General features: G+C 38.1%; 18 protein-coding genes. 2 read left to right on the top strand and 16 right to left on the bottom strand.

Going from position 1 to position 19,158, the window contains the following annotated elements; all coding sequences use genetic code 11:
- Positions 1–5: 5 nt before the first annotated feature.
- The 4 genes from CFK37_RS13205 to CFK37_RS13190 all read right to left on the bottom strand — a co-directional run bounded on the left by CFK37_RS13205 (position 6) and on the right by CFK37_RS13190 (position 3,714).
- Positions 6–449, bottom strand: coding sequence for an acyl-CoA thioesterase (locus CFK37_RS13205; RefSeq protein WP_089062293.1), 444 nt, complete (start codon positions 447–449; stop codon positions 6–8).
- Between the two features lie 79 nt (positions 450–528).
- A complete protein-coding gene (gene sdhB, locus CFK37_RS13200; protein ID WP_089062292.1) occupies positions 529–1,293 on the bottom strand; it encodes a succinate dehydrogenase iron-sulfur subunit in 765 nt (254 codons plus the stop codon).
- Between the two features lie 16 nt (positions 1,294–1,309).
- A complete protein-coding gene (sdhA, locus tag CFK37_RS13195) occupies positions 1,310–3,061 on the bottom strand; it encodes a succinate dehydrogenase flavoprotein subunit (protein ID WP_089062291.1) in 1,752 nt (583 codons plus the stop codon).
- Between the two features lie 32 nt (positions 3,062–3,093).
- Positions 3,094–3,714, bottom strand: coding sequence for a succinate dehydrogenase cytochrome b558 subunit (locus CFK37_RS13190; RefSeq protein WP_089062290.1), 621 nt, complete (start codon positions 3,712–3,714; stop codon positions 3,094–3,096).
- A 299-nt stretch (positions 3,715–4,013) separates the two neighbouring features.
- Here CFK37_RS13190 and CFK37_RS13185 point away from each other — a divergent pair, with 299 nt between their 5' ends.
- Positions 4,014–4,454 carry a YslB family protein gene (locus tag CFK37_RS13185; protein WP_089062289.1) on the top strand — a complete coding sequence of 147 codons (441 nt, stop codon included), beginning with the start codon at positions 4,014–4,016 and terminating at the stop codon, positions 4,452–4,454.
- Positions 4,455–4,672: 218 nt separating this feature from the next.
- Here CFK37_RS13185 and uvrC read toward each other — a convergent pair whose 3' ends face one another.
- The 12 genes from uvrC to zapA form a co-directional block, all read right to left on the bottom strand.
- Positions 4,673–6,445, bottom strand: a complete 1,773-nt coding sequence (gene uvrC / locus CFK37_RS13180) for an excinuclease ABC subunit UvrC (RefSeq protein ID WP_089062288.1) — start codon at positions 6,443–6,445, stop codon at positions 4,673–4,675.
- A gap of 115 nt (positions 6,446–6,560) precedes the next feature.
- The gene (gene trxA / locus CFK37_RS13175; protein ID WP_089062287.1) at positions 6,561–6,875 is read right to left on the bottom strand and encodes a thioredoxin; all 315 of its coding nucleotides are present in this window, start codon (positions 6,873–6,875) and stop codon (positions 6,561–6,563) included.
- Positions 6,876–7,035: 160 nt separating this feature from the next.
- The gene (locus CFK37_RS13170) at positions 7,036–8,007 is read right to left on the bottom strand and encodes an electron transfer flavoprotein subunit alpha/FixB family protein (protein ID WP_089062286.1); all 972 of its coding nucleotides are present in this window, start codon (positions 8,005–8,007) and stop codon (positions 7,036–7,038) included.
- Between the two features lie 28 nt (positions 8,008–8,035).
- Positions 8,036–8,809: an electron transfer flavoprotein subunit beta/FixA family protein gene (locus CFK37_RS13165; RefSeq protein WP_089062285.1), complete on the bottom strand. Its 774-nt coding sequence runs from the start codon at positions 8,807–8,809 to the stop codon at positions 8,036–8,038.
- Between the two features lie 66 nt (positions 8,810–8,875).
- Entirely contained in the window at positions 8,876–9,649 is a 774-nt protein-coding gene (locus CFK37_RS13160) for an enoyl-CoA hydratase (protein WP_089062284.1), read from the bottom strand.
- 15 nt (positions 9,650–9,664) lie between these two features.
- Positions 9,665–10,252, bottom strand: coding sequence for a fatty acid metabolism transcriptional regulator FadR (locus tag CFK37_RS13155; protein ID WP_089063661.1), 588 nt, complete (start codon positions 10,250–10,252; stop codon positions 9,665–9,667).
- 188 nt (positions 10,253–10,440) lie between these two features.
- Positions 10,441–12,135 carry an AMP-binding protein gene (locus CFK37_RS13150; RefSeq protein WP_089062283.1) on the bottom strand — a complete coding sequence of 565 codons (1,695 nt, stop codon included), beginning with the start codon at positions 12,133–12,135 and terminating at the stop codon, positions 10,441–10,443.
- 306 nt (positions 12,136–12,441) lie between these two features.
- Entirely contained in the window at positions 12,442–12,849 is a 408-nt protein-coding gene (locus CFK37_RS13145) for a DUF350 domain-containing protein (RefSeq protein ID WP_089062282.1), read from the bottom strand.
- A 28-nt stretch (positions 12,850–12,877) separates the two neighbouring features.
- On the bottom strand, positions 12,878–15,220 hold the full coding sequence (locus tag CFK37_RS13140) for an endonuclease MutS2 (protein ID WP_089062281.1): 2,343 nt from the start codon (positions 15,218–15,220) through the stop codon (positions 12,878–12,880).
- Positions 15,221–15,269: 49 nt separating this feature from the next.
- Positions 15,270–16,988 carry a DNA polymerase/3'-5' exonuclease PolX gene (polX, locus tag CFK37_RS13135; RefSeq protein WP_089062280.1) on the bottom strand — a complete coding sequence of 573 codons (1,719 nt, stop codon included), beginning with the start codon at positions 16,986–16,988 and terminating at the stop codon, positions 15,270–15,272.
- Between the two features lie 174 nt (positions 16,989–17,162).
- Positions 17,163–17,717 carry a CvpA family protein gene (locus CFK37_RS13130; RefSeq protein ID WP_089062279.1) on the bottom strand — a complete coding sequence of 185 codons (555 nt, stop codon included), beginning with the start codon at positions 17,715–17,717 and terminating at the stop codon, positions 17,163–17,165.
- 6 nt (positions 17,718–17,723) lie between these two features.
- Entirely contained in the window at positions 17,724–17,984 is a 261-nt protein-coding gene (gene zapA, locus CFK37_RS13125; RefSeq protein ID WP_089062278.1) for a cell division protein ZapA, read from the bottom strand.
- A gap of 139 nt (positions 17,985–18,123) precedes the next feature.
- On the opposite strand from zapA, the gene rnhC reads away from it, so the two are divergent.
- Positions 18,124–19,056 carry a ribonuclease HIII gene (gene rnhC, locus CFK37_RS13120; RefSeq protein WP_089062277.1) on the top strand — a complete coding sequence of 311 codons (933 nt, stop codon included), beginning with the start codon at positions 18,124–18,126 and terminating at the stop codon, positions 19,054–19,056.
- Positions 19,057–19,158: the final 102 nt, after the last annotated feature.

Raw genomic sequence — 19,158 nt, 5'->3', positions numbered from 1 at the left:
TATTATTAGTTAGCCATTAAATTATTTTTCATTTCCTCGCTTATCCTAATAGGTTTTCCAGTACTTGGGTTTACATATACTAACCTTCCCCTGCCTGTTAAACAAAGCAGGTTATCCTGATTAATGCCCATATAGTGAACATCAATGGATGTGGTACCTATATAATTTACTTTAACATGAAGCTCGAGCTTATCATTAAAATACATTTGATGGTGGTAATCACACTGCATATCAGCTGCAACTGGAATTCCGTCTCCACTGGATGAATCACCAAATAACCCAGCAGATTTAAGAAATTCAATTCGTGCTTCTTCAAAATAAATAAATGGAGAAACGTTATTCACATGACCAAACATATCCGTTTCGGAAAATCGAATGTTAATTGGTACGGAAAAGGAAAATGATTCTCTCCAGATATCCATATCTTCAATATATGAAATTGATTTCAATTTGGACAACTCCTCTAGTAATGAAAAAACCCTACCGCAACATTAGGGTAGGGTTAGCATCCTTTTTTCAATGACGGGATCAGGATGCGTGGTCACTGCCAAAGAAATTTTTAAATGCTTGAATATTTGTTGCTCTATTCATAGCAGCGATTGATGTTGTTAGTGGTATTCCTTTCGGACATACTTCCACACAGTTTTGTGCGTTTCCACATCCAGTAACTCCGCCATCCTGCATAAGTCCTTCCAAACGATCACTGGCATTCATACCACCAGTTGGATGTGCATTAAACAGACGGGCTTGAGAGAGCGCTGCCGGGCCAATGAAGTCTGATTTATCATTAACATTCGGACATGCTTCCAAGCATACTCCGCAAGTCATACATTTAGATAGTTCATACGCCCACTGCCGTTTTTTCTCTGGCATACGAGGACCAGGACCTAAATCATATGTACCATCAATAGGTATCCAGCCCTTAATTTGTTTTAGTGCGTCAAACATTTGTTCACGGTCTATGATTAAATCGCGTACTACTGGAAATGTGCTCATTGGTTGAAGACGAATTGGTTGTTCCAATTTATCAACAAGTGCTGCACAAGATTGACGTGCTGTTCCATTAATAACCATGGAGCATGCACCGCAAACTTCTTCAAGACAGTTCATATCCCAATAAACTGGTGTTGTTTTTTCCCCTTTTGCATTTACGGGATTTTGTCTTATTTCCATTAACCCAGAAATAACATTCATATTAGTTTTATAAGGAACATCAAATGTTTCCTCATAAGGAGCAGAATCTGGGCTGTCTTGTCGAGTTATAATAAATGTAACAGTTTTTTGTTCAGCCATTTTTATCTTTCTCCCCTCAATGTTTTTTCGAATAGTCTCGTAATCTTGGTTCAATTAAAGAAGTGTCTACATCCTCGTAAGTAATAACTGGTCCATTGCTTTCTTTATCAAATGTTGCAATTGTAGTTTTTAACCACTCATCGTCAAGACGATCCGGGAATTCAGGTTTGTAGTGCGCACCACGACTCTCATTCCGGTTATATGCACCCCTAGTAATAACACGGGCCAAATGCAGCATATTTTTTAATTGACGGGTAAACATAACACCTTGATTGCTCCAGCGTGAAGTATCATTAATGTTAATATTATTCCATCGTTCCTGAAGTTCTTTCAGTTTCTCATCTGTTTTTAGTAATTTATCATTATGACGAACTACTGTAACATTATCTGTCATCCATTCTCCAAGCTCTTTATGAATTTGGTAAGCATTTTCTTCACCAGTCATTTTCATGAGCTCTTCAAATTTTTCCTCTTCTTCTTTTTGCCTGTTTTCAAATAGTTCTTGTGACATATCCTCAACATGCGTTTCAAGTTCATCAATATAATTGATAGCATTAGGCCCAGCAACAGAACCACCATATATAGCTGATAGTAATGAGTTAGCACCTAAACGGTTTCCACCATGTTGAGAGTAATCACATTCACCACAAGCGAAAATCCCCGGAATACTTGTCATCTGATCAAAGTCAACCCAAAGTCCGCCCATTGAATAGTGAACAGCTGGGAAAATTTTCATCGGAACTTTACGGGGATCCTCACCGACAAATTTCTCATAAATTTCAATGATTCCACCAAGTTTAACATCCAATTCTTTCGGATCTTTATGTGATAAATCAAGATATACCATGTTTTCCCCGTTAATTCCAAGTTTCTGGTTGACACACACATCAAATATTTCGCGTGTTGCAATATCGCGGGTAACAAGGTTACCATAGGCAGGATATTTTTCTTCAAGGAAATACCATGGTTCTCCATCTTTATACGTCCAGACACGTCCACCTTCACCACGTGCTGATTCACTCATTAATCGTAGTTTATCGTCACCAGGAATTGCAGTTGGATGAATTTGGATGAATTCACCATTAGCGTATTTTGCTCCTTGCTGGTATAAAATACTTGCCGCAGATCCAGTATTAATCATAGAATTTGTTGATTTACCAAAAATAATTCCCGGTCCGCCAGTTGACATAATTGTTGCATCAGACGGGAAGGATTTAATTTCATGTGATTTAATATTTTGAGCTACAATCCCTTTTCCTACTCCATCATCATCAATAACAGCTCCAAGGAACTCCCAACCTTCATACTTTGTAACCAATCCTTCTACTTCGTAACGACGAACTTGTTCGTCAAGCGCATATAATAATTGCTGACCAGTAGTCGCTCCTGCATAGGCGGTACGATGTACAGAAGTTCCGCCAAACCGTCTGAAATCAAGCAGACCTTCAGGTGTCCGGTTAAACATAACTCCCATACGATCAAGCAAGTTGATAATTCCCGGCGCTGCTTCACACATCGCTTTTACAGGTGGCTGGTTTGCAAGAAAGTCGCCACCATATACTGTGTCATCAAAGTGCTTCCAAGGCGAATCTCCTTCACCTTTTGTATTTACTGCACCGTTTATACCACCCTGGGCACATACAGAGTGAGAACGTTTTACAGGTACGATTGAAAACAGGTCCACATTCACACCCGTCTCAGCTGCTTTAATTGTTGCCATAAGACCGGCCAATCCACCGCCTACAACAACAACTTTTTTGTTACTCATTATATATACTCACTCCCTTATTTGCTGAATTATTAAGCTCCGTAAGCAAATGCAATCAATGCACTTACGCCTGCATAGCTTAGTGCTAAAAAGACAATTAGTGTTACATATGTAGCAATCTTTTGAGATTTCGGTGACTGGGTAATACCCCATGATACCAAGAAACTCCAAAGCCCGTTAGCAAAATGGAATGTAGTTGAAATTAGTCCAATAATATAGAACCAGAACATTGCTGGGTTTGAAACAATGCCCTCCATTAAACTAAAGTTTGCTTCTGCATTTCCCATTCCAATTTGAATGCGTGTTTCCCATACGTGCCATGCAAGGAAGATTAGAGTAATAACTCCGGTTATACGTTGTACGTAAAACATCCAGTTACGGAAAAAGCCATATTTTTTTACGTTATTTTTTGCAACGAAAACAATGTAAACTCCTAAAATTGCATGAAACAAAATTGGCAAATAAATAATGATTGTTTCAAGTACCAATTTAAATGGCAAATTTTCTAAAACCTGTGCTGCTTCATTGAATCTTTCTTCTCCGTACACAGCATAATGGTTCACAACTAAATGTAAAATTAGAAAAATCCCAACTGGTATAACACCCAATAATGAATGTAATCTGCGATATTTAAATTCGCTTCGTCCCGCCATGTGTTGCCCCCCTTAATAATAAAATTATGCTAATTTGATGCACAAATTTTAAAACATTTAATTCAGCATTAGTTATTCCCCATAATTGCCCGTTAATGTACAATTTGTGACATATTTATTGTACTTCTATCTCCTAAAAGCGTCAAGAAAACAAGCCATTAATTTTAAAGACACTTCTTTTTACTTATTTTAGAAAATGTTTGATGATGACTTGCACATCCGACTAATTATATAGATAATAATACTAGCAAACTTTAATTCTTACAATTTGGTTTTTGCACATAGAAAGGATGACATCCATGTCAAAAGATCAACAGGTATATCCTGCCACATTGCTTGAAGACCTACATACATCTGGAGCTGGGTATGATGTATTACGGTATATAAGTTTACCAGAACTCTTAGGAAGAGAATCTGATACACTATTATATTTCATGGGAAGAAACTTAGCGAGAAAATTAACCTTTGATACGCTTGAAGACATTTATAATATATTTGAAAAACTTGGCTGGGGAAAACTTGAGCTTATTAAAAGTAAACGGAAAGAGCTAATATTCAGCTTAATGTCAGATTCAGTAGTCAATCGTCTGAAAGCATCATTTGAGACTGATTTCCGTTTAGAGGCAGGTTTCCTGGCGGAGGCCATTCAACAACTAAAAGAAACAGAAGCAGAATGTACAGAAGAAATAAATAAAAAAATTATGCAGGTTGAATTTTCCGTACTTGTGACCGCTTATTAGAAAATCTTGGCTTGCCGCCAAGAACAATTGGCGACAAGCCAAGATTTTTTTGTGATTTATACCGAGAAAAACCTTTTACCTTCATAAAATAAGCGAGGCTGGAGTATCGAAAAAGTGTAACTCAAAATATGAACAATGCTGTTAATTAGCGAAGGATATTTTAAGGAGCAGTTATATGCACTTTTTCCGGTTAGAACCTTACGTCCCAGCCTCTTCGCTTATTCATTTAAATAATTTACAATTGTTTCTGCCGTATTTTTTGGAATTCCAAGCTTTGTAATCTCATCAACCGACTTACTTTTTATTTCATCGATCGACTTAAATTGTTTCAAAAGTAATCGACGTCTCTTTTCTCCAACACCCGGAATTTTATCCAATTCTGATTGAAAAAGACTTTTACCCCGTAATTGACGATGAAAGGTGATTGCAAACCGGTGAACTTCGTCTTGTATTCGCTGTACCAGATAAAATTCCTGTGACTTTCTGGATAGATCTATGATTGCAGGTGGATTCCCATAAAGTAATTCGCTTGTTTTGTGTTTGTCATCCTTTGCCAGACCGCATAACGGAATATCCAGTCCCAATTCATTTTCCAGAACATCTAAAGCGGCACTCATTTGCCCCTTCGATCCATCAACCATAATCAAATCCGGAATTGGCAAATCCTCTTTTAATACTCGTGAATACCGTCGTCTGATTACTTCGCGCATCGTTTCATAATCATCTGGTCCCTTGACGTCTTTAATTTTATATTTGCGGTATTCTTTTTTATTGGGACGGCCATCTATAAACACGACCATTGCCGATACTGGATCCGTTCCCTGGATGTTCGAATTGTCAAATGCTTCAATACGGTGTGGAGTTTCAACATGCAGTTTTTCTCCCAGATTCTCGACCGCTTTTATCGTTCTTTCCTCATCCATTTCAATAATAGAAAACTTTTCTTTCAGGGCTATCTTTGCATTTTTCATAGCCAATTTTACAAGTTCTTTTTTTCTGCCCCTATATGGGATAGTCACATCGATTTCAAGTAGTTCCTTTAATAAATCAGCATCTGCTTCTAGTGGTAACAAGACTTGTTTTGGTTTTGGATGGTGCTGATGCAAATAAAATCGGCCAATGTAGCTGATAAAGGTTTCTTTTGGATCATCAAAGAATGGGAAAATGGCTACATCGCGTTCAATTAACTTCCCCTGTCTAACGAAAAATACTTGGATGCACATCCAGCCTTTGTCATAACTATATCCAAAGATATCCCGATTCACCTGATCCTTTAATGTCATTTTCTGCTGTTCCATAACAGCTTCAATATGCTGGATTTGGTCCCGTAATTCCTTCGCGCGTTCAAAATCTAAATCCTCACTGGCCTGATACATTTTCTCTTTAATATCCTGCTTGATTTCCTTATGGCCACCATTAAGGAAGGACGAAATACTTTGCACAATGGACCGGTTTGTTTCCTCTGAAACTGGATATACACACGGTGCCAAACATTGTTTCATATGATAATACAAACATACCCGATCAGGCATTTTATTGCATTTCCGTAGTGGGTATAAACGATCCAATAATTTTTTTGTTTCTCGTGCTGCTATGACATTTGGATAGGGTCCAAAATATTTTCCTTTATCTTTTTTCACCTTACGTACAACCAATAGTCTAGGATGGCGTTCTGCGGTTATTTTCAAATATGGATATGTCTTATCGTCCTTCAGGAGCACATTGTATTTAGGGTCATACTTTTTTATTAAATTCATTTCTAATATAAGTGCTTCAATTTCTGATGTTGTAACAATATACTCGAAGTCCTGAATTTCAGATACTAATCGTTGTGTTTTTTGATCATTTGCACCAGCAAAATAAGACTTCACTCTATTCTTAAGTGCCTTGGACTTACCAACATAAATAATCGTATTATGCTTGTCTTTCATAAGATAGCATCCAGGCTGTACGGGAAGAACAGCTAATTTTTCTTTAATTGTTTGATTCATTATACTTTCATCCCTTATTTATTATCTCTTTATAAATAATCCCTTGTTACAAATCGCAACAAGGGATTATTTTTACATATAACAATGCGTGTTGTCGCTATAAACTAGCTACTACTTATGCATGTTTATCGATTAATTCTACTAAAGCTTCCTTCGGTTGAAAACCTATTACCTGGTCAACGACCTCGCCATCTTTGAACAATAATAATGTTGGAATGCTCATTACACCAAATTTCCCAGCAGTTTCCTGGTTTTCATCAACGTCCAATTTAACGATTTGAACCTTTTCTTCCATTTCTCCATCTATTTCCTCTAATACAGGTGCAATCATTTTACAAGGGCCACACCAAGGTGCCCAGAAGTCAGCTAATACTAAACCTTCTGCGGTTTCTTTTGCAAAGTTTTGATCTGAAACATGTACAATTGCCATTTTTATTCCTCCTCTATCTAACATAAAATCTAAAATGAGTATATCATCGTTAGTATTACCATGCTAATATCTTGCTTATACTAATTCCGCTTTAACTGGAACTATTGGTAATTAGAAAAAGAACTTGATCAACCAAGTCTGATCAAGTTCTTATCAGCTATTATTTCATATTTTTAATTTCTTCTGTGAGCATTGGAACGACATCAAATAAATCGCCAACAATTCCATAATCAGCCACATTAAAAATGTTGGCTTCTGGATCTTTATTAATTGCAACTATAACTTTGGAGTTAGACATACCTGCCAAATGTTGAATTGCCCCAGATATACCTACTGCGATGTATAGGTCTGGTGTAACAACCTTACCTGTTTGGCCGATCTGCAGCGAGTAATCACAATAATCAGCGTCACATGCGCCACGAGATGCGCCAACTGCTCCGCCTAGCACATCCGCAAGTTCTTCTAATGGTTTGAAACCATCGGCACTTTTGACACCACGTCCGCCAGCAATAATTACTTTTGCCTCTGACAAATCTACCCCTTCAGACGCTTTGCGGATTACTTCTTTAATAACCATACGAATATCTGAAATATCAATGTCTTTTGTTGAGATATCGCCTGAACGAGTTTCGTCGCGCTCAAGTGCTGGAATATTATTTGGACGTATCGTTGCAAATGTAATTCCACTGGTTATTATTTTTTTCTCAAATGCTTTACCAGAATAAATCGGTCGTGTAAATACCGCTTTCCCATCTTCCATATCAATATCAGTGGCATCCGAGATTAAGCCAGCTTCCAGCTTACTTGCGATTTTAGGAGTCAAATCTTTCCCAATTGAGGTATGCCCCATTACAATACCTGTTGGAGATTCATCCGATATAACTGCCATAACCGCTTGGCCATACCCTTCTGGTGTATACGTTTTCAAATTATCGTGTTTTACAGTTATTACACGGTCAGCTCCATAATAAATCATTTCCTGTGCTTGATTTTCTAAATCGCTATCCCCACATACTATACCAAGAACTTCTCCATCAGCACTTATCTTTTTTGCGGCTGCAATAGCTTCAAAAGTTACATTACGTAAAGAACCATCTCTTGATTCACCAATTACTAGTAATTTTTCACTCACGGTCGTTTCTCCTTCCTGTCTGTAAAGTTTATATTACTTTCGAATCTGTTTTTAATAATGAAACCAATTCTTTTACTTGGTCTTCAATCTCACCTTCTAGAACTTTTCCAGCTTCTTTTTCCGGCGGCAAATAGATATCAGTAGTTTTTGTTTTCGGTTCTAATTCATCTTCATCCACGTCAAGATCATCTATTTCCAATTCTTCAAGCGGTTTTTTCTTTGCTTTCATGATTCCCGGAAGTGAAGGATATCTAGGATCATTTAGTCCCTGTTGACAAGTTACAAGTAATGGCAGGCTTGTTTCTACTTTTTCTATATCACCTTCCACATCCTTATCAATGTTAACAGTATCCCCATCAATTTCCAGGCTTGTAATCGTTGTTACAAAAGGAATTCCCAATCGTTCGGCAACTCTTGGTCCTACCTGACCGCTAGCTTCATCAATCGCAACGTTACCAGCCAAAATTAAATCTACATCCTTCTCATCAAGATATGCCTCTAATATTTTAGAAGTTGAGAACTGATCGCCATCTTCAAGGTCATCTTCTGTATTAATTAAAACTGCCTTATCGGCCCCCATTGCTAGGGCAGTACGCAGCTGCTTCTCAGAATCTTCGTCCCCGACAGTGACTACAGTAACCTCTCCCCCATGCTCATCTCGCTGTTTAATTGCTTCTTCCACTGCGTATTCATCATAGGGATTAATGATAAATTCGGCTCCATCATCCTCAATCCGGCCATTCGTAACAGCAATTTTTTCTTCTGTGTCAAATGTCTTTTTTAATAAAACATAAATGTTCAATGTGATTTCCTCCTTTAATCTTTTATTCTCTCCCTGAGAACTAGCGTTCAAGCCCACTTCGCTTTTCTATTTATCTTGGAAACTGGGTTTTCTTTTTTCAAGAAAAGCCTGAACGCCCTCTTTAGCATCATCAGATCCAAAAACTTTTCCAAACGCTTTGGCTTCCTCTGCGGCCCCATCATTAAATTTATCTGATTTTGTGTAAGTAATCAAGCGCATAATGTGATTAATTGTCGGTTTACTTTTGGAAGCAATATTCTCTGCTAGTTTAATAGCTTCATCGAAAATCTTTTCCCCAGAAACAACATGGTTAGCCAAACCGTAATGATGGGCCTCACTACCCGAAATTGGTATACCACTAAGTACCATTTCATACGCTTTCGCTGCGCCAACATAGTTTGGCAGGCGCTGTGTCCCTGCAAATCCTGGTATGATGCCAAGTGTTAACTCTGGCAAACCAAGCTTAGCACTTTCAGTTACAAATCGGATATGGCATGACATTGCAAGTTCCAGTCCTCCCCCTAATGCTGCACCATGAATGGCTGCGATTACAGGAATGGAGAATTGCTCAATTCGGTTAAATACCTTCTGGCCGTTTTCTGACAATGATTGATAATCAGCTCTGCCTTGGAGCGCTGTAAATTCTTTTATATCAGCACCCGCAGAGAAAAATTTGCCTTCACCTTTCAATACAATTGCTTTGATATCAGCATCATTTTCAATTTCATCTAATTGTTTATCGATATCTTTAATTAATGTGCTCGATAATGCATTTGCCGGTGGCTTTTGAATTGTTAATATCGCAACATGATTATTTTTTTCCAATGCTAAGGTCCCCAAGCTAATCCTCCTCTATTATTCTTTAACGGAAAGTCCGTTTATAATTAATGCATGCACAGCACTTGCCTGCGCAAGCAAATTATACCTTTGTTCATTCATCACCCAGTTTGTTACTACTTCATCCAGGGTTCCGAATATCATTTGTCTGACTAGGGGCAAATTTAAGTCGCCTCGAAAACTTCCGTCGTCTATGCCTTCTTTAATTACCAGGTCAATTTCGGATAAGTAAGGCTTTAGCACTTCATTTATTTTCCAACGCAATTCCGAATTTGATTGTCGAAGCTCAAGCTGGGTCACAACTGCTAAGTGGTGATCCTTGGCAAACTGACGAAAGTGCATTTCAATTAAGGCATATAATTTATCAGAAACATGCTGTTTTTCATTAATGCTTTGAGCAATTTGTTCGATAAACTGTCCCATTTTAACTTCAAATAATGAAACTAGTATATCTTCCTTATTTTTAAAATAAAGGTAAATAGTTCCATCAGCTACACCAGCTTTTTTGGCTATCTTGGAAACTTGTGAGGCATGATAACCGTTTTCCGCAATAACTTCAACTGCAGCCTCGATGATCTGATTGTATTTTGGTTTATTCTTCTTCATTTTCGTCATCATTCCCCTTAGCATGCACCGTAAGCCCAAACTGAATGAATCATCATTCATATTTTAATTGTATCGAGATACTTAATATCTGTCAATCACTTGGATAGCTTGTACATTCATTGTATTCGAAAAACTCAGCATTCGCAAACACTAATAACGAATGATAAAGTTTTTCTTTCAGCAAGGCGTTATATGGTCTTTCCTGTTTGCTGCAATTTTTCTTTTTCTTCATCCACTAAGGAACGTCGCAAAATTTTACCTATAGCCGTTTTTGGCAATTCATCACGGAACTCGTAAATTTTCGGAACCTTATACGCGGCCAGATTCTCCCGACAGTAACTGTTTAGTTCGGCCTCACTCAAATTAATCCCGGGTTTCTTTACGATATAGGCCTTTACCGTTTCTCCGCGGTATGGGTCCGGTATTCCCGCCACTACAGCTTCCTGGATCCCTTCATGTTCATACAGGACTTCCTCTATTTCTCGCGGATAGATATTATAACCACCGGCAATAATCATATCCTTCTTGCGGTCGACAATATAGAAATAACCATCTTCGTCCATGTACCCTAAATCCCCAGTAAATAACCAGTCATCCTTCAGGACATTGTCTGTTTCCTCCTGATTATTCCAATAGCCTTTCATGACCTGTGGACCCTTTACCGCTATTTCGCCAACCTCGCCAATAGGCGCCTCTTCCATAGTACCTTCACGAAAAATTTTAGAATCTGTATCTGGCCACGGTACACCAATGCTGCCATTTACACGTTTCGTCCATACAAAGTTGGAGTGTGTGACGGGCGAAGACTCAGTTAAACCATAACCTTCTACCAGCCTGCCGCCGGTAACATGTTCAAATTGCTGCTGAACCTCAATAGGTAATGGTGCTGATCCGCTGATACACGCTTCAATTGACGATAGATCGTATTTTTTAAGATCAGGATGATTCAATATACCAATATAAATAGTTGGCGCCCCAGGGAACAGAGTAGGTCTTTGTTTCTGAATGGTTTTTAGAACGTCCTCCACATCAAACTTCGGAAGCAATACCATCGTAGATCCAAACATTATCGACATATTCATTACGGTTGTCATTCCGTATACATGAAAGAATGGCAGAACACCTAGAACGGTTTCTTTACCTTCTCTAGTTTTATATAACCACGCCTTACTCATTTGGACATTTGCAACAAGGTTATGATGTGTAAGCATAACTCCTTTGGGATTCCCTGTTGTTCCACCGGTATATTGAAGAAGGGCCAAATCTTCTTTCACATCGACTTCAACAGGATGGTAGTTCGTTGTAGAATGCTCCATAATTGCACCCCACACATGTGTATCTTCGGATTGTTCAACCTTTACGAGCATATGGTATTGCTTTTTTTGTATATACGGATAAATAAGGTTTTTTGGAAACGGGAGATAATCTTTGATACCGGTTACGATTGTATGTTTGAGGGATGTGTTTCCTTTAATATTGGATACTCTTGGTAGTAAAATGTCTAAACATACAATAAAGGTGGCCCCGGAGTCATTCAGCTGAAACTCAAGCTCCCTTTCCATATACAACGGGTTTGTTTGAACAACAGTTCCGCCAGCCATTAATGCAGCATAATAACCAATTACTGCTTGTGGGCAGTTTGGCAGCATTATGGCAACACGATCACCCTTTTCAAGTCCCAACGATTGAAAGTAGCAAGCCAATTTTTTTGCCTGTGTATATAACTCAACAAACGATAGTTCCTTACCCATAAAATGAAGCGCTTTCTTACCTTTGTATCGTTCTGCATTTTTAATTAGAAAATGATGCAGCGGCTTCGTATCGTACTCAATACTTGTTGGAATTTCTTTAGGATAATGAGCATGCCAAATTCGTTCTTCCATTTTCTCTCCTCCTTTTTTATCTATGTATATTCATTATACCGATTAATTTGTATTTTTTGAAATTTTATTTATCAACTATTAGAAAATCTTGGCTTGTCGCCAAAAACTAATGGCGAAAGCGCTAGATTTTTTATACGATACCGATAAAGATTTATGCTCTTTTAAAGTATTAAAAAACTTTCACCCTGGAATAAAGGTGAAAGTTATGAATTAATGATTAAAGTAAATATACAATTCCTACAATAGCAAAAACAACCGCTACTACAATCAAATACTTAGCCAATGTTTCCATACATTTATTCGCTCCTAACCGATACTTGCCCCAATAACAAAAGCCATACCAACAGAAATTAACATAGAAATAAAGCCAACCGCCCGGTTTCCATTTCCAATTTCCTCATCAATCTTTATTTTCGGTGTTAAGAATTCAAAAATAAAATAACTTAATAAAAGCAGTATAAATCCAAAGACACCCCATCCGACACTTTGAATGATTGTATCATTGTGTTCAATGGAATACCGGAAGATAGTTGCTATTCCGAAAAGCTTACCCCCAGTAGCCATTGCTACAGCAAAATTTCCATTTTTAATTTCTTCCCAGTTTTTATAAGATGTAACTAATTCAAACACAGCAAGAAACACTACTGTACATAAAATAACAACACTATACCTTGCCGCTATTTCCACATACGTAATCTCCCAAAAGCTATCCATTTTTTAAACCATCTCCTCTTGAACTTCTCTACTTAAGTTCGATAATGGATACTCCGCTTCCACCTTCGCCACTTCCGCCAGCCCGAATACCCGAAATTCTAGGATGGCTTTTTGCTAGATCCTGAACACCTTTCCTTAGAGCACCAGTTCCTTTACCATGTATGATTGAAACTTTTTGATAGCCGGCAAGGATAACGTCATCGATATATTTTTCTAAGCGAAGAAAAGCATCTTCATAACGTTCCCCGCGTAAATCAAGTTCTGGTCGAACGTGATAGCCCGAGCCTTTAACTGTTGTTAAAGGTTTTTCCGTAAATCCCTTTTTCTCGCTGATAAACTGAAGATCTTTCCTTTTAACTTTTACCTTCATAATACCAACTTGTACTAAATATTCATTATCATTAATTTTGTCCAGCACATTTCCCTGCTGATTTATAGTTAGTAATTTAATGGTATCGCCGACTTTAAGATCTTTCACTTGTTCACTTGTAGTTTGTTTTTTCGATTCCTTCTTTTCGGACAGATTTGGTTTCGCATCTTCAAACATTTTCCTGGCTTCGATCCATTCATGTTCCTTTAAGTTCGCGTTTGTTTTCATCTTTCGTATTTCATCTATGATTAATTCTGCCTCTACTCGGGCATCTTGGATGGCTTTATTTGCCTTATCTTCAGCCTTTTTATATAAACTTTCACGTTTATCCTCGAAGTCCTTCCATTGTCTTTCAAGATCCCGCTTCAGCTTTTCTGTCTCAAGCATGGTTTGATGTGCAGCTTCAAAATCTTTTTCAGATTCGCGTTTTGACTTTTCAAGTGACGCAATCATGTTTTCAACACTAGTTGAATCAACACCGATATGACTTTTAGCAGTTTGAATGATTGATTCATGTAACCCCAGACGTTTAGAAATTTCAAAAGCGTTGCTTCGACCTGGAACACCAAGCAATAATCGGTAGGTTGGTTTTAATGACTCCACATCGAACTCTACGGATGCATTCACCACATTCTCCCGATTATATCCATACGCTTTAAGCTCAGGATAGTGTGTTGTCGCAATTACCCGTGCACCGCGGTCAATGACTTCATCAAGGATCGACATTGCTAATGCTGCACCCTCTTGGGGATCTGTACCAGCACCTAACTCATCGAATAAAACCAATGCTTTGTAATCAACGTTTTTCATGATGTCTACAATGTTTGTCATATGGGAAGAAAATGTACTGAGATTTTGTTCAATGGATTGTTCATCTCCAATGTCGGCATAGACATTTTCAAAGACTGCCATTTCACATCCATCAAGTGCAGGAACCTGTAAGCCGGATTGTGCCATTAATGTACAAAGGCCCACCATTTTTAATGTAACGGTTTTCCCCCCTGTATTAGGTCCTGTAATGACTATGGAGGTATAGTCCTCGCCAATTTCTATATCATTTGCGACAACTTCCTCAATCGGAATCAGTGGATGCCTGGCCTGCTGCAATTTAATAATCCCTTGATCATTCATTTTTGGCATGGAGGCTTTCATTGACTGTCCAAGCTTTGCTCTTGCAAACATAAAATCAATCTTGCCCAGGACTTCAACATTTTCAGTTAAACAAATTTCTTCTGATGCAATATGTTCCGTAAGTTCACGCAATATACGATCCACTTCATGTTTCTCTTTACTAAAGGATTCCTGTAATTGATTATTAAGATCAACTACTGTCTTTGGTTCCATGAACAATGTAGCTCCAGATGCGGATTGATCATGGACAATACCACCGATTGATCCGCGATATTCCTGTTTAACAGGTAATACATAGCGATCATTGCGAATCGTCACAATTGGATCTGAAAGCATTGCACTTTTTGATCTTGTATAGCCATCCAGTTTTTCTCGGACTCTGCTTTCAAAAGTTCGAATCGACGACCTGATACTTCTTAATTTAACCGAGGCACTGTCCATGACATGTCCATGATCATCAATGCTGCTTTTTATATGCTGTTCTACATCTCTCAGCGGCTCGATTCGCTCTGATAAACTTTTTAATATTGGTAAATCCTCTTCAAGTTTCAGTATAAAGTTTTTAACCTGGCGTCCACCATAAAGTGTATTGGCAATATCCAAGCACTCTTCAGTACTCAACACTCCGCCAATCACACTCCGTTTGATACTCGCGCGAATATCAAAGATACCACCCAATGGTACAGCAAGGTTTAGCCGTAAAATTTGACTGGCTTCATCGGTTTCCTCCTGCAGCTCAAGTACTTCAGTAAGATTAGTTAACGGCTTTAACTGAAGCGCCTGATTTTCACCAAGACTTGAAGCAGCCTTAGAACTAAGCTGATCAATTATTTTATTAAATTCCAATACACGCAGAATACGTTCATTCATTTTTTACTTACCCCTTTAACTGAAGGTGTTTAAAACTTATACGATAAAACTACCTTTTTTGATTCATAAATTTAATTAACTTATCTTTTGTCCATGTATTTAGCACATTATCTTTTTCAATCCAGCCTTTTCTGGCAATTCCAACACCATGTTTCATATGTTCTAGCATTTGATAACTGTGTGCATCCGTATCAATTACAATTTTAACCCCTTGTTCCTGGGCTTTCCTTGCCCATTGGGCCGATATATCAAGACGATTAGGGTTTGCATTAATTTCCAGTGCTGTATTTGTTTCTTTGGCGCGTTGAATAAGTCTTTCCATATCAACAGAATAGCCTGAACGTCTGCCAATTAATCGGCCAGTCGGATGCGCAATAAAAGTTACATAAGGATTTTCCATTGCATGTTCTAAACGCTTCATAATTTTCTCTTCTGATTGATTAAAGCTTGAATGAATCGCCCCAATTACAAAATCCATTTCCTTTAGAAAATCATTGTCAAAATCAAGACTACCATCCGGCAAAATATCCATTTCTACACCTGCGAAAACATGAATATCCCTGTATTTCTCATTCACTCGCTCAATTTCTTTCCGTTGTCTTCTGAGTTTATCTTCATTTAAGCCATTGGCAACACGCAAAAATTTGGAATGATCGGTAATTGCAAGATAATCATAACCAATTTTCCTTGCCTGATTCACCATTTCTTCAAGGGACTGTGCACCGTCGCTCCAAGTGGTGTGCATGTGGAGATCCCCCCGAATATCTGATAGTTTCAGCAATGAAATGTTATCTGTATAAGATTCGATTTCTCCTTGATTCTCCCTGATTTCAGGAGGGATATAAGGCAGTCCGAAGTGTTGGAAAAATTGTGTTTCATTTTCAAAAGTAAGGGTTTCATCGTTTTCATTTAATGTGATGCCATATTCATTAATTTTTTCATGCCGTTTTTTTGCCAGCTGACGCATCGCTACATTATGTTCCTTAGATCCGGTGAAATGATGCAAAGTAGTGGCAAATTCCTGCGGTTCAACGATTCTAAAATCAACGTTAATATCGTAAACTTCTTCCAGTGTAACGGAAACCTTCGTATCACCCTTAGCAATCACCTCTTTTATTGTTTCCAGTCCAAGCAATGCATCGCGAACTTTTGTTGGTTTATTCGTGGCAATGATAAAATCGATATCCTTTACTGTTTCACGCATCCTTCTTAAACTGCCTGCACGGGAAAATGTCTCAATTTCAGTAATTGTTGACAGGTATGCCTCAATTCGTTCCGCAACAGGCAACATCATGGCTATCGGCAATCGTTCCGGACGACTATTTGCATCCTCCAATGCCTGCAGTATCTTCTCAGCAGTTTTTTTGCCAAAACCCGCAAGCTTTTCGACCTCACCTGCCTGGCAGGCCTTTTGTAATGTAATCGCATCTGTCACACCCAGCTCCTGGTACAATTTTGCCAGTTTCTTGCCACCAAGACCAGGAAGGTTTAACAATGGAACTAAGCCTCGTGGCACTTCTCTTTCAAGTTGCGCCAACGTATCCGATTTACCATCTTCTATGTATTCAGTTATGACTGCAGCTGTTCCCTTGCCAATTCCCTTTATTTTTGTGAAATCGTCAATCTCTGATAATGATCGGTCATCTTGTTCCAGTGCCATAGCGGCTTTTCGGTAGGCCGAAACTTTAAAGGAATTTTCACCTTTAAGTTCTAAATATACGGCTACTTTTTCTAACAGCTTCAAAACATCTTTTTTGTTTATATCCATCCTTTATTATCTCCTTCTCCGCAATTTCGTTTAGAAAATCTCGGCTTGTCGCCAAGAACTGATGGCGAAAGCCTTAGATTTTTTTATACTTTATACCGAAAAAGATTTATACTTTCCTAAAGTGGTAAAAAGGCTGATTCTCCTTAAGAATCAGCCAATATTATTGATTTTCGGTTATGAGTGGAATAAACTTTCCACGTGGGTAAACCATAAATCCTTTAACTTCTCTGAAAATAATGGGGTATGTTCTACAATAAACATTGCTACCCATGAATCATTAACATATGATTGGACCGTTGACAACGGCGTAAGTGCCAGAATGTAAAGGATAATGAATAAAATTAAATAAATCTCAATAAATCCAAGGATTGCACCTAGTAATTTATTGACAGAATGCAGTACTGGTAAATCAGCAACAAAATCAAGCATGGAAGCAATGATTTGCAGTACAATTTTTACCGCAAAGAAGATAATTGCAAATGCTATAGCATTATAAAACGCAATTTCAAGCGGCATATTTTGCAAAAAGTCAGCCCATGCACTCTCATCCGGAAGTTCAGGATATGGAATCCATAGTGCCAACCGTGACGCCAACTGGTCATAATATAAAGCGGCGACGATAAACGCTGCAATAAAACCAATCAAATGAAACAACTGTAAAATAAAACCACGTTTCAATCCGACAAAAAATCCAAAAATCAGCATAATTAATAAAATAATATCAACCATAAGCCATTAATCCTCTTTCTTTTTCATTGATCCTAACAATGTTGCATAATCTTCCTTTAACTTTAAATAGTCGTTCATTGTATTTATGGCGGTTAACACCGCTAACCTGGTAGGTTCCAGTGTGTTGTTTGCTTTTTGTATTTCACTCATTTTTTGATCAACAAGGTTTGCCACCAAACGCACATGATGCGCATCCTCATATCCTACTACTGTGTAAGATTTGTTGTGAATTTCAACTGTTGTCCGTGTCTTGTTATTTTGGGTCATTTGGGTTGCCCCCTTTTAAAATAGTACACTTTATAGTAACACGAAGACTTAAATTTAGGAAGCATTCGACAATGTGCAGCTTTCTCATCTTTCCTCAATCTGCTATAGTTTGTATAAGAATTTGATTGGAGTGTTTTAATTGTCACAACAAATACATACATTTTCTAAAGAAAAAATCAACAAAATGCACGACTACTATAAAGACTCTATTGTTGATGTTCCACAAGGGGCTGTTTTTCGCGCCAAAACATCCAATGGGGTGATAACAGCCTACCGCTCTGGAAAGGTTATGTTTCAAGGTAAAGCGGCTGAATTTGAATCGATAAAATGGGTGGAAGAACTTGAAATAGAACCGGTAAAGGGTAAACCGAATCCAAAGTTGAACCATAATTTTACGCCACCCAGTACGATCTATAACGTCTCACACATTGGTTCTGATGAGGCAGGAACCGGTGATTATTTCGGACCAATGACGGTTGCCTGTGTATTCGTAAAAAAAGAACAATTAGCTAAATTGAAAGAGATAGGTGTTCAGGATTCAAAGAATCTCTCAGATACAACCATTAAGCGACTTTCAAAAGAAATATTAAGTTTAAACATTTTATATTCCCTGCTAGTTTTGCGTAACGAAAAATATAATGATTTAAAAGCGCGTGGCTGGTCACAAGGAAAGATGAAGGCTATGCTGCACCATCACGCCATTCAAAATGTCAGTAATAAGGCCGGGCAGGACTCGTTCGAAGGAATTGTTATTGATCAATTTTGCGAGCCGGGATTGTATAACAAATATATTGGGAGCGAAAGACAAAAGAGCGCACCCAATACTTATTTCATAACCAAGGCCGAGAGCTATTCGATAGCGGTTGCTGCCGCCTCCATCATTGCGAGAACCAGCTTTTTAAAAGAAATGGACCTATTATCTGGCACCATTGGAATGACTTTGCCCAAAGGGGCTTCGAAGCAGGTTGATCAGACAATAGCCCAAATCATTCGGGAAAAAGGACATCAGGCTCTACATGCGTGTGCTAAAACACATTTTGTAAATACTAAAAAAGCAGAGGCATATTTATAGGAAGAGCGCAGGGCGCAATGTACAAACTGGGCCTTCACAATGAAATAAGGAAAACAGCTGCCAGTTAAGCAAGCTTAATAAAGTCAAATTTTATATATTCCA

The sequence above is a fragment of the Virgibacillus phasianinus genome, from assembly GCF_002216775.1.
In the GTDB taxonomy this organism is placed as follows: domain Bacteria; phylum Bacillota; class Bacilli; order Bacillales; family Amphibacillaceae; genus Virgibacillus_F; species Virgibacillus_F phasianinus.
Note: the sequence above shows the minus strand (reverse complement) of the source record. Positions and strands in the feature narration are given on the sequence as shown.

Coding starts and splice junctions, on each gene's coding strand:
- CFK37_RS13190 (WP_089062290.1), bottom strand. CDS start 3,714: ATGGCGGGACGAAGCGAATTTAAATATCGCAGATTACATTCATTATTG.
- polX (WP_089062280.1), bottom strand. CDS start 16,988: ATGGATATAAACAAAAAAGATGTTTTGAAGCTGTTAGAAAAAGTAGCC.
- CFK37_RS13145 (WP_089062282.1), bottom strand. CDS start 12,849: ATGGATAGCTTTTGGGAGATTACGTATGTGGAAATAGCGGCAAGGTAT.
- uvrC (WP_089062288.1), bottom strand. CDS start 6,445: ATGAATCAAACAATTAAAGAAAAATTAGCTGTTCTTCCCGTACAGCCT.
- sdhA (WP_089062291.1), bottom strand. CDS start 3,061: ATGAGTAACAAAAAAGTTGTTGTTGTAGGCGGTGGATTGGCCGGTCTT.
- trxA (WP_089062287.1), bottom strand. CDS start 6,875: ATGGCAATTGTACATGTTTCAGATCAAAACTTTGCAAAAGAAACCGCA.
- CFK37_RS13130 (WP_089062279.1), bottom strand. CDS start 17,717: ATGGTTGATATTATTTTATTAATTATGCTGATTTTTGGATTTTTTGTC.
- sdhB (WP_089062292.1), bottom strand. CDS start 1,293: ATGGCTGAACAAAAAACTGTTACATTTATTATAACTCGACAAGACAGC.
- CFK37_RS13150 (WP_089062283.1), bottom strand. CDS start 12,135: ATGGAAGAACGAATTTGGCATGCTCATTATCCTAAAGAAATTCCAACA.
- CFK37_RS13155 (WP_089063661.1), bottom strand. CDS start 10,252: ATGAAGAAGAATAAACCAAAATACAATCAGATCATCGAGGCTGCAGTT.
- zapA (WP_089062278.1), bottom strand. CDS start 17,984: ATGACCCAAAATAACAAGACACGGACAACAGTTGAAATTCACAACAAA.
- CFK37_RS13140 (WP_089062281.1), bottom strand. CDS start 15,220: ATGAATGAACGTATTCTGCGTGTATTGGAATTTAATAAAATAATTGAT.
- CFK37_RS13185 (WP_089062289.1), top strand. CDS start 4,014: ATGTCAAAAGATCAACAGGTATATCCTGCCACATTGCTTGAAGACCTA.